This window comes from Geodermatophilus sp. YIM 151500, assembly GCF_025716945.1.
Classification (GTDB): Bacteria; Actinomycetota; Actinomycetes; order Mycobacteriales; family Geodermatophilaceae; genus YIM-151500.
Genome location: NZ_JAOVZT010000001.1, coordinates 504,836 through 521,160 on the forward strand (window position 1 = coordinate 504,836; position 16,325 = coordinate 521,160).

10 protein-coding genes are annotated in these 16,325 nt (G+C 74.9%); 1 reads left to right on the plus strand and 9 read right to left on the minus strand.

Translation table 11 applies throughout. From position 1 onward, the window contains the following. The first annotated feature begins 201 nt into the window (after positions 1–201). Positions 202–6,267: a DUF4011 domain-containing protein gene (locus OF117_RS02320; protein WP_263551175.1), complete on the plus strand. Its 6,066-nt coding sequence runs from the start codon at positions 202–204 to the stop codon at positions 6,265–6,267. A gap of 27 nt (positions 6,268–6,294) precedes the next feature. Here OF117_RS02320 and OF117_RS02325 read toward each other — a convergent pair whose 3' ends face one another. The 9 genes from OF117_RS02325 to OF117_RS02365 form a co-directional block, all read right to left on the minus strand. Beyond that, positions 6,295–7,263 (minus strand): 2-hydroxyacid dehydrogenase, encoded by a 969-nt coding sequence (locus tag OF117_RS02325; RefSeq protein ID WP_263551176.1) that lies wholly within the window; start codon positions 7,261–7,263, stop codon positions 6,295–6,297. After that, positions 7,260–7,946, minus strand: a complete 687-nt coding sequence (locus OF117_RS02330; RefSeq protein WP_263551177.1) for an RraA family protein — start codon at positions 7,944–7,946, stop codon at positions 7,260–7,262. Before OF117_RS02330 ends, OF117_RS02325 begins: the two co-directional genes overlap by 4 nt. Positions 7,947–8,100: 154 nt before the next feature. Then, entirely contained in the window at positions 8,101–9,267 is a 1,167-nt protein-coding gene (locus OF117_RS02335) for an iron-containing alcohol dehydrogenase (protein WP_263551178.1), read from the minus strand. Positions 9,268–9,317: 50 nt separating this feature from the next. Further along, positions 9,318–10,781 carry an aldehyde dehydrogenase family protein gene (locus OF117_RS02340; RefSeq protein ID WP_263551179.1) on the minus strand — a complete coding sequence of 488 codons (1,464 nt, stop codon included), beginning with the start codon at positions 10,779–10,781 and terminating at the stop codon, positions 9,318–9,320. Further along, positions 10,768–12,375 carry an FGGY-family carbohydrate kinase gene (locus OF117_RS02345; RefSeq protein ID WP_263551180.1) on the minus strand — a complete coding sequence of 536 codons (1,608 nt, stop codon included), beginning with the start codon at positions 12,373–12,375 and terminating at the stop codon, positions 10,768–10,770. The genes OF117_RS02340 and OF117_RS02345 overlap by 14 nt, the downstream gene beginning before the upstream one ends. Further along, the gene (locus OF117_RS02350; protein WP_263551181.1) at positions 12,372–13,658 is read right to left on the minus strand and encodes a TRAP transporter large permease; all 1,287 of its coding nucleotides are present in this window, start codon (positions 13,656–13,658) and stop codon (positions 12,372–12,374) included. Before OF117_RS02350 ends, OF117_RS02345 begins: the two co-directional genes overlap by 4 nt. Beyond that, complete coding sequence (locus tag OF117_RS02355) at positions 13,655–14,281, minus strand: TRAP transporter small permease (RefSeq protein ID WP_263551182.1); 627 nt, start codon at positions 14,279–14,281, stop codon at positions 13,655–13,657. Before OF117_RS02355 ends, OF117_RS02350 begins: the two co-directional genes overlap by 4 nt. A gap of 8 nt (positions 14,282–14,289) precedes the next feature. Further along, positions 14,290–15,336, minus strand: a complete 1,047-nt coding sequence (locus OF117_RS02360; protein ID WP_263551183.1) for a DctP family TRAP transporter solute-binding subunit — start codon at positions 15,334–15,336, stop codon at positions 14,290–14,292. After that, positions 15,333–16,040 (minus strand): GntR family transcriptional regulator, encoded by a 708-nt coding sequence (locus tag OF117_RS02365; protein ID WP_263551184.1) that lies wholly within the window; start codon positions 16,038–16,040, stop codon positions 15,333–15,335. Before OF117_RS02365 ends, OF117_RS02360 begins: the two co-directional genes overlap by 4 nt. Positions 16,041–16,325 lie beyond the last annotated feature (285 nt).

A 16,325-nucleotide genomic window follows, 5' to 3' on the forward strand; every position in this document is an offset into this window, starting at 1 on the left:
CGACGTGCGCCCGATCCGGCGACTCGTCACCAGACCGTCATCGACCCCCACCCGCCCGGCCCGACCGGCGGTGACGGCCATGACCGCCGTTCGAGGGCGGCGGATGTGACACCGGGCATCGATCAGGACCACCTGCCCCACGCGTCACAGCAGTCGGGTGCGTCCGGCGTGGCGGATCCCCCCATTCGGTAGACAGGAACCGTGGGGGAACCAGCGGACGGACGGCCCGGCGACGCGGTCGCCACCGTCGCGCTGCCCGCGGACGGTGCCGCGCCGGCGTCGCCGCAGGTGACCGTCGAGGTCACCGCCACGCCCGTGCTCGGGCACGCGATGGCGCACAACCGCGTGCCGGTCGTCCCCCGGCTGGCGATCACGCCGGGCGAGTCGGTGCGCGCGGCGGGCGTGCGGCTGACCGTGCGCGACGCGGAGGGCCCGATCGCGACCACCGCCGAGCTGCTGGTCGACCTCGACGCCGGCCGGACGACGGTGCTCACCGACGTCGACCTGACCGTCGACCCCGCGGCGGTGGCCCAGGTGGAGCACCAGCGGCCCGGCGTGGTCGAGGTCGAGGTGACCGACGGCGACCGCGTGCTCGGCGGCGCGCGGGTCGGCGTCTCGGTGCTGGCCGCGCAGCAGTGGCTGGCCAGCCCCGTGCCGCTGGCGCTGGAGATGCTGGCCGCGCACGTGCTCCCCCACCACCCGGCGATCCCCGTGCTGCTCGACGAGGCCGCCGACCTGCTCGAGCAGCGCACCGGCAGCCGCGCGATCAGCGGCTACGCCGCCGGGCCCGAGCGGGTCGACCAGACCGTCCGCGCGCTCGCCGACGCGGTGCGGGCCCGCGGCATCGGCTACAGCGAGCCCCCGGCCAGCTGGGTGCACCTGGGCCAGCAGGTGCGCACGCCGGGCGACGTCCTCACCTGGCGGGTCGGGACGGCGCTGGACCTGGTGCTGCTGCTGGCCGCCGCGCTGGAGCGGGCCGGCATCCGGCCGCTGGTGTGGCTCGCCGACGGCCTGCCCGGCCCCGGGGGGCACGGCACCGCCGCGCACGGCGCCGCCGATCCGGGCGGCACCGGCGCGCGGCTGGGCGCCGGTGGTCACGCCTTCCTGGGCTACTGGCGCGACGAGCGCAGCGCGGAGAGCGCGGCCACCACCGACGTCGCCCCGCTGGCCGAGCTGGTCGAGGCCGGCCTGGTCGGGCTGGTCGAGACCACGCTGCTCACCGCGCTCGGCGAGCCGGGTGCCGACCTGCACGAGCCTGCGCACGCCGCGTGGCTGGCCGGCGGGCCGGACCGGGTGCTCGGCGTCACCGACGTCCACCGGGCCCGGCGCGACGGCATCCGGCCGCTGCCCGCCCGCGCCCGGGACGCCGAGGGCGTCCTCCACGTCGTCGAGTACGCGGCCGCCGAGCACGGCGGGCCGGCCCACCCGGCACCGCCCCGGGCTCCGGGGTCGACCCGCCCGGAGCCGCCGCCACGCGTGCAGCAGTGGAAGAACGCCCTGCTCGACCTCTCGCTGCGCAACCGCCTGATCAACTACACCGAGCGCTCCGGCCTCGGCCTGGCCGTGCCCGGCCCGGCGCTGGGCATCTTGGCCAACTTCGTCTCCGACGGCACGCCGATCACCCTGCTGCCCGCCGACCGGCTGACGCCCGAGCAGCAGGAGGGCGGGCTCGCCGACGCCCGCCAGCTGCCCGCCGAGCAGCGCACCCAGCTGCTCGTCGACCGCCGCGAGGTGCACGCCGGCATCAGCTCCGGCGGGTACCTGCCGCGCCTGCGCGCGCTGGCGCACAAGGCGCGGACGGTGGTCGAGGAGACCGGCGCCAACAACCTCTACCTGGCCCTGGGCAGCCTGGTCTGGGAGCTCGACGGCCGCCCGCTGCGCTCGCCGCTCGTGCTGGTGCCGGTCACGCTGACCGCGACCGTCCGCGAGGGCACCTACCGGCTGGCCCTCGACGAGTCGGGCACCAGCACGCCGAACCACTGCCTGCTGGAGAAGCTGCGCCAGCTGCACGGCCTCGCCGTCCCGACGCTCCCCGAGCCGGCCGACGGCAGCCTCGACGTCGCGTCGGCGCTGGAGGCCGTGCGGCTCGCCCTGGTCGGCCACCGGCTGCCCTTCCGGGTCGAGGAGACCGCCGACCTGGCGATCCTGCAGTTCGCCAAGTTCCGGCTGTGGAAGGACCTCGACGAGCACTGGGCCGACCTGGCCAGCAGCCCGCTGGTCGCCCACCTGGTGGAGCAGCCGCCCGCGGACCAGCCGTCCCGGGCCTTCGCCGATCCGGTGCCCGAGCCGGGTCCGGTCGACCTCGACGAGCTGGCCGCCCGCTGCCCGGTGCCGGCCGACGCCTCCCAGCTGCGGGCGATCGCCGAGGCGGCCGCCGGCCGCACCTTCGTGCTGGAGGGCCCGCCCGGCACCGGCAAGTCGCAGACCATCACCAACCTGCTCGCCCGGGCGGTCGCCGAGGGCAAGCGGGTGCTGTTCGTCGCGGAGAAGCGGGCGGCCCTCGACGTCGTCGCGCGGCGGCTGGAGGCGGTCGGCCTCGGCCCGTTCGCGCTCGACCTGCACGACAAGGCGGCGCGGGCGTCGACGGTGCGAGCCCAGGTGCGGGCGGCGCTCGAGCACGCCACCGACGTCGACGAGCAGGCCCTGGCCGCGGACGCGGGCGCGCTGCGCGCGGCCCGCGGGACGCTGGACGACTACGCCGAGCAGCTGCACACCCCCAATGCCGCCGGGCTGTCGCTGTACTCGGCCCGGACGGCGGAGCTGGCCGCCGGCGCCGACGTCGTCCCGCTGCCGGTGCCCGCCGGCTTCGTGGCCTCCGCACCGGTGGAGACGCTCACCGCCGTCCGCCGGGCGCTGGGGCTGCTGCCCGACATCTCCGACCTGACCCGGCCATCGCCGCGGCACCCGTGGGCGTTCGTCGACACCCCGGACGTCGACCTGCCGGCCGCGCAGGCCGCCGCCGTGGAGGTCGACGCCGCCGTCCGCGAGCTGACCGGCTTCCCCGCGCTGGCCCAGGTGCTCCGCCACGCCCGGACGCCGGAGGACCTCGACGCGCTGGGGCACCTGCTGGCCGGCCCGCCGGTGGGGCTGGACGTGCTGGACGAGACCTTCGCCGAGATGTGGACGGCGGCGACCAGCGCCGTCCTGGGCGAGGTCGCCGCGTTCACCGCGTTCCGCCACCCCGGGCTCGACGTCTGCGAGCCCGGCGTGCTGGCGCTGCCGCTGGCCGAGGTCTACGTGGCCGCGCAGACCGCGGCGGCGTCCGGCTGGGTCGGCCGGCAGCGCCGGCTGACCGCCGTCCGCGACCGGCTGGCCCCGCACGTCCGGACCGGGGCGACGCTGCGGCCCACCGACGTGCCCGCCGTGGTCGAGGCGCTGTGGCGGGTGCAGACCGCGGTGCACCAGATCGCCGCCCGCGCGGCGTCGGTGCCCGGGCTGGTCGTGCCGCCGGACTGGAACCCGTTCAACGACCCGGGCCTGCTCGACCGGCAGGTGCAGTGGCTGCGGCGGGCCGGCGCGGCCGTCGACGGGGCGACCCCCTTCCACGTGGCGCTGCGCCGGCTGGTGGTGGCCGGCACGTCCGCCGACCCGGCCGCGGCCCGCGCCGGGGCACGGCTGCGCGACGCGCTGACCGCGCTGCTCGACGTCTGCCGGTCGACGCCGGAGCGGCTGGCCGCCTGGGCCGGCGACGACGGGTTCCTGCTGCGCTGGTCGATGACCCGGCCCGAGCGGGGGGTCGAGCACAGCGGGCTGATGTCGCTGCGCCGCTGGGTGAGCCTGCTCGACACGCTGCAGCCGCTGCGCGCGGCCGGGCTGGACGACGCCCGGCGGATGCTGGTCCGCGGCGAGGTGCCCGCCGGCGACGCCGTCCGGGCGTTCGACCGCGGCGTGGCGGCGGCCTCGATCGCCGAGCGGCGGGAGGCCACCGGCCTGACCGGGTTCGCCGCCGAGGAGCACGAGCGGGTGATCGGCCGGTTCACCGCCACCGCCCGGGCGGTGCGGGCACGGTTGGCCGCGGCCCTCCCGGCGGCGGTGATCGCCGGCCGGCCGGCCGGGGCCACCTCCGGCGACGGGCCGGTCGACGCGCTGACCCGCGAGCTGGCCGCGCAGCGCCGCGGCCTGGGCGTGCGCGCGCTGCTCGCCGAGCACGGCGAGCTGATCACCTCCGTGATGCCGTGCGTGCTGGTGTCGCCGGACTCGGTGGCCCGGTTCTTCCCCGCGCGCGCCGGCCTGTTCGACCTGGTCGTGTTCGACGAGGCCTCGCAGATCCGGGTGGCCGAGGCGGTCGGCGCGCTGGGCCGCGCCAGGGCGGCGGTGGTCGTGGGCGACAGCAGGCAGCTGCCGCCGACGACGTTCTTCGCCGAGCCGTCGAGCGACGACGAGGCGACCGACCTGGACGGCGTCGCGGTCGAGGACGAGGAGTCGATCCTCTCCGAGTGCGTGCAGGCCGGCGTGCCGCGGCAGTGGCTGACCTGGCACTACCGCAGCCAGGACGAGTCGCTCATCGCCTTCAGCAACGCCGCCTACTACGGCAACCGGCTCTCGTCGTTCCCCGCGCCCTCGCACGGCCGGGCCTCCGCCGACCCGACCGGCCGCGGGGTGGCGCTGGTGCGGGTGCAGGGCACCTTCCACCGGTCGGGCGCCGGGCGGCTGCTGCGCACCAACCCGCTGGAGGCGCGGGCGGTGGTGGCCGAGATCCGCCGCCGCTTCGAGCTGTCGCGGGGCGCGCCGCCGTCGATCGGCGTGGTGACCTTCAACGCCCAGCAGCGCTCCTACATCGAGGGGCTGCTGCGCGACGCCGACGACGCGCGGCTGGCCGAGGCGCTCGACCGCACCGACGGCGAGGGCATCTTCGTCAAGAACCTGGAGAACGTGCAGGGCGACGAGCGTGACGTCGTGCTGTTCTCGACCGGCTTCTCCCCCGACGAGTCCGGCCGGCTGCCGCTGAACTTCGGCCCGCTCAACCGGGTCGGCGGCGAGCGGCGGCTCAACGTGGCCGTCACCCGCGCGCGGCGACAGGTCGTCGTGTTCTCGTCGTTCGACCCCGAGCAGCTGCGCGCCGAGGAGACCTCGTCGGTGGGCGTCAAGCACCTGCGGGCCTACCTCGACATGGCAGCGCACGGCACCGACGTGCTGCCCAGCGACCTGCGGCCCTCGCCGGCGGTCGACCGGCACCGGGAGCAGCTGGCCGCCGCGCTGCGGGCGCGCGGGGTCGTCGTCCGGACGGCGGTCGGCCTGTCGGAGTTCAAGGTCGACCTGGTCGTCGCCCGGGCGGCGGATCCGGACGTGCCGGTGATGGCCGTGCTGCTCGACGGGCCGGCCTGGGCCGGGCGCGGCACCGTCGGTGATCGCGACGGCCTGCCGGTCGAGGTGCTGGGCGGGATGCTCGGCTGGCCGGTGGTCGAGCGGGTGTGGCTGCCGGCGTGGCTGGCCGACCCGCACGCGGTGCTCGACCGGCTGGTGGCGCGGCTGCACGGCCCGCCGGTCGAGGAGCGGCTGGCCGAGGTCGTCGAGCTGCCGCGGCCGCGCCGCAGGTCGTCGTCCGGGTCGGCGTCGTCTGGGTCGGCGTCGTCCGGGTCGGCGTCGTCCGGGTCGGCGGCCCCGGAGGCGGGCCGGGTCGCCGCGCTGCGCGCGGTGGTGGGCGACGTGGTCGCCGCGCCGGTGCCGAAGGCGAAGCCGTCGCCGCGCACCCGCAAGGCCCCGACGCCCGCCCCGGCCCTGGACGGCGAGACGCCGTTCGTGCCCTGGACGCCGAGGACCGCCGGCGAGAAGGCGGTGCTCGACGCGCTGCCCGAGGCGAAGGCGGCGCGTGCTGTGCGGCGCGTGCTGGCCGCCGGCATCAAGGCCGAGGGGCCCGTCCACGTCGACCGGCTCGCGAAGCTGACGGCGGGCGCGTTCGGGCTCTCCCGGGTGACCGACGCGCGCCGGGCGGTGTTCCTGTCGCTGCTGCCGCCGTCGGCCGTGGAGAACGACGTCTGCTGGCCCGAGGCGCTGGAGCGGCCGTGGACCGGCTTCCGCCGCCAGGCCACGTCGGCCGAGCGGCCGCTGGACCACGTGCCGGTCGAGGAGGTCGGCAACGCGATGGTCGCGCTGTGCCGGGCCTCGACCGGGATGGCCCGCGACGAGCTGCTGACCGCCGCCGCGCAGGTGTTCGGCTACAAGCGGCGGACGCCGACGCTCACCCCGGCGCTGGAGCGTGCGCTGCACCGGGTGCTCGAGCGCGGCCGGCTGGTGGAGCAGTCCTCCGGCCTGTTCACCGCCGGCTGACGGCCGCCGGCTCGGCGCGGCCCACAGTCAGGCCTGGACGGGCGTCCGCGGCGGTTCGCCGGCCAGCACGGCCCGGACGTTGTCCACGGCCAACCGCCCCATCGCGTCGCGCGTCGCCCGGCCGGCGCTGGCGATGTGGGGCAGGACCACGACGCTGTCCATCTCCAGCAGCGCCGGGTGCACGCGCGGCTCGTCCTCGAAGACGTCCAGCCCCGCTCCGGCGATCTCCCCGCGCCGCAGGGCGTCGACCAGGGCGCTCTCGTCGACGATCGGCCCGCGCGCGGTGTTCACCAGGATGGCCGTCGGCTTCATGGCGGCCAGCTCGTCGGGGCCGATCAGGTGGCGGGTGTCCGGGGTCAGCGGGCAGTGCAGCGTGACGACGTCGCTCTCCGCCAGCAGTCGGGGCAGCTCGACCTGCTCGACGCCGTACGCGGCCGCCTCCGCGCCGGCGGCCCGCCGCCCGGTGGCCAGGATGCGCATGCCGAAGGCGGCGGCCCGGCGGGCCACGGCCAGGCCGATCCGGCCGAGCCCGACGATGCCGAGCGTGGCACCGGCGCTGAGGTCCAGTCCGACGAACAGCTGCGGCCCCCAGATCCAGTCGGTCCCGGCGCGCAGGAAGCGGTCGGCCTCGACCAGGCGGCGGGCGGTGGCGAGCACCAGCCCGAAGGCGCAGTCGGCGGTCGCCTCGTCGAGCACCCCGGGGGTGTTCGTCACGACGATCCCCCGCGCGTGCGCCGCCGCGACCGAGACGTTGTCGTAGCCGACCGCGCAGTTGGCGACGATCCGCAGGTCCGGGCCGGCCGCGTCGAGCAGCTCGTCGTCCACCCGCTCGGTCAGCAGGGTGATCAGGGCGGACGCCCCGGCCGCGTCGCGCAGCAGCCGGTCGCGGGAGGGGGGCCGGTCCGGGTCGTCGTGCACCACGACCGGCAGGTCCAGCGAGCGCAGCGCCGCCATCGCGCCGGGGGTGAGCTCGCGGCTCAGGTAGACGTGGCTCATCCGCCCTCGACCTCGACGACCTTCAGCGACGCGTCGACCCAGGACCGGTCCCACGTGCCGGCCCGGATGGCCCGCATCTGGTCGGCCTCCTTGGCGACCACCTGCTCGGCCGCCTCCAGCGCCTGCCGCGCCCGGGCGCGCGGCACGACCGCCACGCCGTCCGCGTCGCCGAGGACGACGTCGCCGTCGTTGACCGCGACGCCCGCGATCGAGACGGGTCCGTGGATCTCACCGGGTCCGTTCTTGTAGGGCCCGAGGTGGGAGAAGCCCCGGGCGAAGACCGGGATGCGTCCCCCGGACAGCGAGTTCTGGTCGCGGACCGCCCCGTCGACGACCAGCCCGGCGATGCCGCGGGTGGCGGCGTACTCGGCCATCAGCTCGCCGAGGATCGCGTTCACCAGCTCACCGCGCGCGTCGACGACCAGCACGTCGCCGGGCCGGGCGAGGTCCAGGGCCTTGTGGACGACGAGGTTGTCACCGGGCCGGGTGCGGACGGTCAGCGCGGGGCCGACCATCGCGCGGCCGCCCAGCGAGGACAGCGAGCCGCCGACCGGCTGGATGCCGGGGAAGCCGGCCATGCGCTCTAGGACGTCGGAGAGGTTGGAGACCGGGATCCGGCTGAACCGCTCGACCAGCTCGGGATCCAGGGGTTCGGTCGGCGGGAACAGGCGGACCTCGCTCATCGCAGCACCTCGTTCATCGCAGCACCTTGCTCATCACAGCACCTTCCAGGTGCAGCACCTTCCAGGTGCAGCACCTTCCAGGTGTCGTTCCGGGGCGGGAGGCGACGGGGTCCCCGGTCCCCCCGGGACGACGGGCCGCCGGTCGTCGCGCCGCTCACAGCGACCGGCGCATGATGCCGACCAGGTCCGCGCTCGTCGTCGCCCGCGGGTTCACGACGATGTTGCCGGCGCCGGACTTCATGGCCGCCTCGGCCAGCTCCGGCAGATCGGCCTCGGTCACCCCGTAGTCGCCCAGCTGGCGCGGAGCGGCGACGTCGGTGACCAGCCGCTCGACGGCGGCCACGCCCGCGTCGGCCGCGGCGCGCAGCGACAGCCCGTCGACCGGCTCGCCGAAGATGCGCGCGATCCGGGCGAACTTCGCCAGGTTGCCGACGACGTTGAACCGCATGACCTCGGGCAGCAGGATCGACACGACGTCCCCGTGCGGGATCTTGGCCCGGGCGCCGAGCGGCATGGCCAGCGCGTGCGCGAGACCCAGCCGCGTCGAGTTGAACGCCGCCGCGGCAAGGGTGGAGGCCATCAGCATGTCCGCCCGCGCCGCCGGGTCGTCCCCCTTCCACACGGCGTCCCGCAGCGATTGCGCGACCAGCTCCATCGACTTCTCCGACATCGCCTCGGAGAACGGCTGGGTGGCCTTGTTGACGTAGGACTCGAGCGCGTGCGCGAGCGCGTCCAACCCGGTGACCGCGGTCAGCCGCGGCGGCAGGGTGACCGACAGGTCCGGGTCGAGCAGCGCGAGGTCGGCGGTCATGTGCGGGCCGCCGACGCCGTACTTGGTCCTGCTGGCCTTCTCCGAGATGACCGCCCAGATGGTCGCCTCGCTGCCCGTGCCCGCGGTGGTCGGCACGGCGATGATCGGTACGCCCTCGCGGCTGTCGACGCCGAGGCCGGCGTAGTCGCGGATGTGCCCGGGATTGCGGCTCATCAGGGAGATGGCCTTCCCGGTGTCGAGCACGCTGCCGCCGCCGATGGCCACGACCAGGTCGCAGCCTTCGCCGGCCAGCAGCTCGGCGCCGGCCTGCACCCCTGCGGCGTCCGGCTCCGGCTCGACGGCGGTGAAGAGGACGTGCTCGATCTTGGCGTCGTCCAGGACGGAGGTCACCCGGTCTGCCATGCCGATGGCGGCCAGGACCTCGTCGGTGACCACGAGGACACGGGTGCCCCCGAGGTCGGTGACGCGCTGCCCGAGGTGGGCCAGCGAGCCGGATCCGAACTCGATCCGGGTCGGCAGCTCGAAGACGAAGTGGCTGTGGGCGCCCACAGTGGTTCCTTCCAGGGTCGGGTGGGTCCGGCGGCGTCAGCGACGCGCGGTCACCGGCGGTACATCGAGTAGACGGCCTTGAGGGAGGTGAAGAAGTCCTTGGCGCTGTCGCCGATGCCGTAGGCCCCCTGCCCGGACTGCTTCATGCCGCCGAAGGGGACCTGCCCCTCGCTGTTGGTGCCGTGGTTGACGTGCACCATGCCGGTCTGCGAACGGCGGACGAAGGCGTGCGCGGCGTCCATGTCGTCGGTGAAGATCGCGGCCGTGAGGCCGTACCGGGTCTCGTTGGCCACGTCGATCGCCTCCTCGAGGTCGTCGACCGGGACGATCGACAGGACGGGCCCGAAGACCTCCTCCACCGCCAACGCGCTGCCGCGCGGGACGTCGGTGACCACGGTCGGCGCGTAGTAGTAGCCGTCGTCGTACCCGCCGCCGGTGAGCGGGCCGCCGCCGGTGAGGACGCGGGCTCCGTCGCGGACGCCCTGCTCGACGTAGCCGTGGATCTTGGTGAACTGGTCCTTGCTGACGATCGGCCCCATGACCGTGTCGGTGGCCAGCCCGTGGCCGACGCGCAGGGCTGCGGCCTTCTCGACGAGCACCCGTTCCAGTGGCTCCCGGACGTCGGGGGTGACCACGACCCGGCTGATCGCCGTGCACCGCTGCCCGGCGACGGCGAACGCCGCGGCGGAGATCTCCGCGGCCGCGCGGTCCACGTCGGCGCAGCGGGTGACGACGGCGGCGTTCTTGCCCCCCATCTCCAGCTGCAGCCGCACGTTGCGGGCGGCCGCGTCGCCGGCGATCCGGAGCCCCACGTCGGTGGAGCCGGTGAAGGTGATGCCGGCGATGGCGGGGTGGCCGACCAGGGCGGCACCGACGTCGGAACCGCCCCCGATCAGCAGGCCGAAGACCCCCGCCGGCACGCCGAGCTCGTGCAGCATCGCGGCGATGTGCACCGAGGCCCCGGGCGCCTGCAGCGCCGGCTTGAGGACCACCGGGCACCCGCTGACGAGGGCGGGCACCACCTTGCGCAGCGGGCTGAGGATGGGGAAGTTCCAGGGCGTGATCCCGGCGACCGGCCCGATCGGCTCCCGGATGGTGGCGATCTCGGTGTGCGGGCGCGCGCTGGGGAAGGTGCGGTCGCCGAGGCGGAGCGCCTCCCCCGCCCAGAAGCGCAGCTCGGCCACCGCGCGCGAGGCCTCGCTGCGCGACTCCGCGAGCGGCTTGCCCATCTCCAGGGAGACGATCTCGGCGACGGTCTCCATGCGGGTCTGCCACAGGTCGACCAGGCCGTACACCAGATCGCTGCGCCGGCCGGCGGTGGTCTCCGCCCACGCCGGGAACGCGTCGCGGGCGGCGGCGGCCGCCCGCTCCGCGTCCTCCGGCGTGGCCAGGAGGTAGCGGGAGACGGTGTCCCGGGTGCGGCCGGGGTCGACGATCTCGTAGTGCCGGGCGTCGGGGCCGGCGGTCCACTGACCGGCGACGTAGCTGCGCCAGGGGGCGTCAGGCAGATCCAACACAGGAAGGGTCCCTCCGTGGGTGCGTGCGGTCGGTCGTGCGGGGTCCGGCACCGCGGCCGGCCGCGAGCCGGGCCGCCCCGGCCAGCGGGGCCAGGTACGGCTGCAGGGCCGGGTACAGGTGTTCGTAGACGTGGTACAGGCGCTCGTAGACGGCGCTGGTCTGCGCATCGGCCGTCGGCTCGACGCGGGTCGTCGCCACGGGGACGGCGGCGCGGGCGGCGGCGGCCGGGCCGGGGTGCAGGCCCGCCGCGGTGGCCGCCAGCAGCGCGGCACCGCGCGCAGCGACGTCGCCCTGGCGGGCGCGCAGGAAGACCCGGCCGGTGACGTCGGCCTTGACCGCGGTCCAGAAGGCGCTGCTGGTCCCGCCCCCGACGGACACCAGCTCGGGGAGCGGGTTGCCGCTGACCCGCCCCTCGAGCTCGATCAGCTGCCGCAGGCCGTAGGCCGACCCCTCGAAGACCGACCGCGCCAGGTCGGCCGGCCCGGTGCCGAGGGTCATGCCGAACCAGACGCCGCGCGCGTGCGGGTCCCACACGGGGCTGCGCTCCCCGGCGAGGTAGGGCAGGAAGACCAGGCCGCCGCTGCCGGGCGGCGCGGAGGCGGCCAGCTCACCGAGCGCCGCCATGCTCGACGCTCCCGGCGCCTGCGCCAGCACGTGCTCGCGGAGCCAGGACACGCTCGCCCCGCTGGAGGACATGGCGGCGTGCGACAACCACCGCCCGGGGATCACGTGCGGCCGGCTCATCGCGTGCGCGGCCGGCAGCGGGCGGTCCCGGCACACGGTGAGCACCCCCGACGTCCCGACGGACTCGAAGGCGTCCCCGTCGTCGACGCAGCCGACGGCCAGCGCGGAGGCCGCCGTGTCGGCGCAGCCCGCGGCGACGCTCGTCGCCGCCGGGAGGCCGAGGACGTGGCGCGCCTCGTCGGTGACCGCGCCGACGCGCTGGGCGGACGGCACCAGCTCGGGGAGTCGCAGCCGCTCCAGCCCGAGCACCGCCGCACCCTCGGCGGACCACCGCTCCGGAGACGAGACGTCCAGCGCCCCGGTGTAGGCGGCGTTCGTCGGGTCCATCACCCAGCACCCGGTCAACCGGTGGACGACGAACGAGGCCAGGTGCCCCAGCACCGCCGGGCCGCCGGTCGCCGCGGCGAGCCGCCGGGCGGTCAGGGCGGAGCACGTCGACACGGCCACCGGGTTGCCGGTCATCCGCTCGAACGCGCCCTCGGGCAGTCGCGTCCGCAAGGCGTCCACGTCGTCGGCGGCGCGGGCGTCCGCGAAGGTGCAGACCGCGGAGAGCAGCCGTCCGTCCGGATCGGCGACCAGCGGCGTCGGGCAGGCGGCGGCCACCCCGACGCCCGCCACCGCCACGCCCGGCACGTCGTGCAGCAGCGCCCGGGTGGCCGCGACGACGGCCGCCCAGACGTCCTCGGCGTCGACCTCGCTGTGGCCCGGATGGGGGGACCGCACGGCGAGCGCGACGCGCCGCAGGCCGAGCTGCACGCCGTCCGGGGTGTACAGCCCGGCCTTGACCGCGCTCGTGCCGACGTCCAGGCCGAGCAGGACGTCGTCGGTCCCGGGCCGACCGGTCACGGCACTCCCCGGTCGGTCAGCAGCTCGACCGGCCAGAGGGTGACCTGCGGGACGACCGCGAGCACGACCAGGGCGACCAGCATGATCAGGTAGTGCGGCCGGGAGGCCCGGGCGATGCGCTCGATCGGCAGACGGCTGACGTAGGAGGTCGCGAAGAGGCAGACGCCCACCGGCGGGGTCACCAGCCCGAACGAGAGGGCGGCGACGAGGAAGACGACGAAGTGGATCGGGTCGATGCCGACCGCCAGGGCGGTCGGCATCAGGACGGGCACCAGGATCAGGATCGCCGCGATGATGTCCATAACCGTGCCGACCAGCACCAGCACCACGCCGAGCAGCAGCATCACCACCGTCGGGTCGTCCGACACCTCGGCGACGGCCGTGCTGACCCGCACCGGCAGCCCGTCGATGGTGAAGATGTAGGACGCCGCGCTCGCCACCATGGCGATGAACAGCACGGTGCCCGTGCTCACGCCCGAGCGGATCAGCATGCCGGGGATGGCGCGCACCCCCAGGTCCCGGTAGAGCAGCACGCCGACCGCGAGGCTGTAGACGACGGCGAGCCCGGCGGCCTCCGTGGGCGTGACGAACCCGCCGAAGATGCCGCCCAGGATCACCACCGGCCCGCCGAGGGCGGGCAGCCCGACCGCGATGGAGCGCACGGCGGCGCGGAGCGAGGTCCGCGACACCTCGCCGTAGCCGCGGCGCACCGCGGTGACGTAGTTGAGGACCATCAGCGAGACGATGAAGACCACGGACGGGCCGATCCCGCCGGCCAGTGCCGCGCCGATCGACTCCCCTGCCGCCGCCGCGGCGACGATCATGAGGATGCTCGGCGGGATGACCGAGGACAGCGTCGAGGTCACCATCGTCATCGCCGCCGCGTAGTCCCGCGGGTACTTGTGGTCGGTCATCGCCTTGATCTCGATCTGACCGAGGCTGGCGACGTCGGCCACCGACGAGCCGGAGATGCCCCCGAAGACGGCGCTGCCCAGGATGTTCACCTGGCCGAGGCCGCCGCGCCAGCGGCCGACGACCGCCTCGGCGGCGTGGAATATCCGGTCGGAGATGCCGCCGCCGGCCATGATGTTGCCGGCGAGGATGAACAGCGGGACCGCGACGAGCAGGAAGCTGTTCATCGACGTGTACATCGACTGCGGCACGAGGTCCAGCGGCAGGTCGAAGACCAGCAGCGTCGCGATGACGCCCAGGCCCAGGGCGACCGCCAGCGGGACGCCCAGCGCCGCGAGGACGAGGAAGACGGCGAGCAGCGTGTAGCTCATGACGCGGTCATCTCCCCGCGCTCGAGGCGCCGACGGATCTCGACGGAGCGGTAGACCGACTGCAGGTGGCCCAGGACCGCCAGCACGGCCGAGACGATGATGGGCAGCGTGGCGATCCACATGCCGATGCCGAGGGCGGGCGAGGTCTCCTCGCTCTCGTACTGCTGCACGACCAGCTCCCACCCCTGGTAGCCGACGACGACGAAGAACGTGACGCCGGCGGCCACGTAGAGGTGGACGGCCGCCCGCTGGGCGAACCGGGGCAGCTTGGCGACGACGAAGGCGATCCGGGCGTGGTCGGCGTGCCGGAAGCCGGCCGCCATGCCGAGGAACGCGGTGTAGATGAACAGGAAGCGCGTGAGCTCCTCGGTCCAGGGCACGGCCGCGCCCAGCGACCGCGAGACGACCTGGAGGCTCACCGTGAGGACCATCCCGAGCACGCCCACCAGGACGACCGCGTCGACGACCTTCCAGAGGGGTCCGTGCGGCTCGAGCCGGGCCGAGGCCGGGACGTAGTGCTCGGCCGACTCCACGAGCGGCACGTGCCCGCCGGCGACGGGGCCCGCGGGGAGCGCCGGGTCCGGGGCGCCTCCCCGGCCCGGCGTGCCCCGGCGGCCCGCCATGCTGAGCCTCATCCCTGCTCGACGAAGGCCAGGGTCTCGGCGACGAAGTCGGCGCCGACGAGGTCCTCGAACTGCGGGTAGAGCTTCCGCGCCTCCTCCTGGAAGGCCGCCATCTGCTCCGCGGAGAGCTCGTTGACCTGCATGCCGTTGGCCTCGAGGTCGGCGATGGCCTTGTCGGCCTGCTCGTCGTCGTACTGCCGCTTGTACTCGGCGGTCTCGGCGGCGGCGTCGCGCAGGATCTGCTGGGCCTCCTCGTCCAGACCGGCGAACTTGTCGGCGTTGAAGCCGAGGATGTACCCGTCGACGATGTGGTTGGTCAGCGACAGGTAGTCCTGGACCTCGTAGAACTTGTTCGCCAGCGGCACCTCGACCGGGTTCTCCTGGCCGTCGATGACGCCGAGCTGCAGGGCCGTGTAGACCTCGGTGAAGTCCATCGGGGTGGGGTTGGCGCCCAGGGCTCCGAAGAACTCCACCCACAGCTCGTTGTTGGGCACCCGCAGCTTCAGCCCCTGGAGGTCCGCCGGGTCCTCGATCGGCTGCTTGGAGTTGGTCACCTGGCGGAAGGTCCGGGTCATCATCGCCAGGCCCTCGGTGTTCACCTTGTCCAGCGAGTCGAGCAGCGTCTGGCCGGGCTCGCCTTCGAGGTAGGACACGTACTGGTCGAAGTCGTCGAACAGGTAGGGCAGGCTGATCGCGTTCATCCGCGGCTCGAACGACGCGTAGACCGACGTCGAGAGGATGGTCCCGTCGATCGTGCCGTTCTGGACCTGGTTGACCGCCGCGTTCTGGTCGCCGCCGAAGAGCGTCCCGTCGGGGTAGACCTCCACGGTGATCCGCCCGTCGCTGCGCTCGGCCACCTCGTCGGCGAAGTGCTCCGCGGTGACGCCGACCGACGACGTGGCGGGGTCGCCGACGGCGAGCCGCAGGGTCACTTCCTCACCCCCGCCGGCGCCTCCACCGGCGCCCCCGGAGCCGGCGGAGTCGCCTCCGCCACCGCCGCAGGCGGTCAGGGTGAGCGCGGCTGCGGCGACGGTGCTGATGACGCGGACGTTCATGCGGATTCCTCCGGATCGGTGGTGCGCAGGTCGGCCGGGGCGGCCGAGGCGTGGACGGTGGCGACGAGCGTGTCGCGCGCCGAGAGGATGTGGGCCACGAGCGCGTCGGTCGCCCCGGGGACGTCCCGGCGGGCGAGCGCGCCGCAGATCGCGCGGTGCTCGCCGAGGCTCTGGTCGACGCGACCCTCGTAGCGGTACGAGGTGAAGTGGCGGAACCGGCTCAGCTCCCGGGACAACAGGCGGTAGGCGTGCGCGAGCCGGCGGTTCTCGGCCGCTCCGACGATCGTCGCGTGGAACTCGTCGTCGACCCGTAGGTAGCGGGCGATGTCGTCGGTGCCCATCGGCGTCGAGAAGTCGTCGAAGAGGGTCACGAACCGCCGGAGGCGGTCGTCGTCCCAGGACGCGATGCGCGGCACGCCGGCCGGCTCCAGCAGGCACCGGAGGTCGAAGAGCTCCTCGACGTCGCGCACCTCGACCCGGGTGACCGACCAGCCCACCCGGCCCCGCCGCTCGACCAGGCCGGTCGACTCGAGCTGCCGGAGGGCGTCCCGCACGGGCGTACGGGAGACGCGGAGCTCCTCGGCGAGCTGACGGTCGCTGAGCGCCGCACCCGGTTCGATGCGGCACTCGACGATGGCCCGCTCCAGGGCCTCGAAGACCCGGGAGCTCACCCGCTCGACGTCGAGCGGCTCGAGACTGCTCATGTACTGGGTATACCGAATACCGGGCTGGGGCGGAAGAGCGTCGACCTCAACTCCGCTCATCACCTGCCCTCCCTCCGACACCGGACCGGACGCTATGGCGTGGGTCACTGCCGGGATGCTCCAACCGCTCACGGGTTCGTGTCAAGAGGGCGCCATGGGTGCACTTTCCGCTCACCGGTTGCGCGAGTCGCTCATGCCGTTGCACGAGTCGACCGCTCGCTGGCCCGTCCGCCCCGCGGTTCTTGACGGCAGAAGGCATGAGCGGTTCAATCATCGTGTGATCAG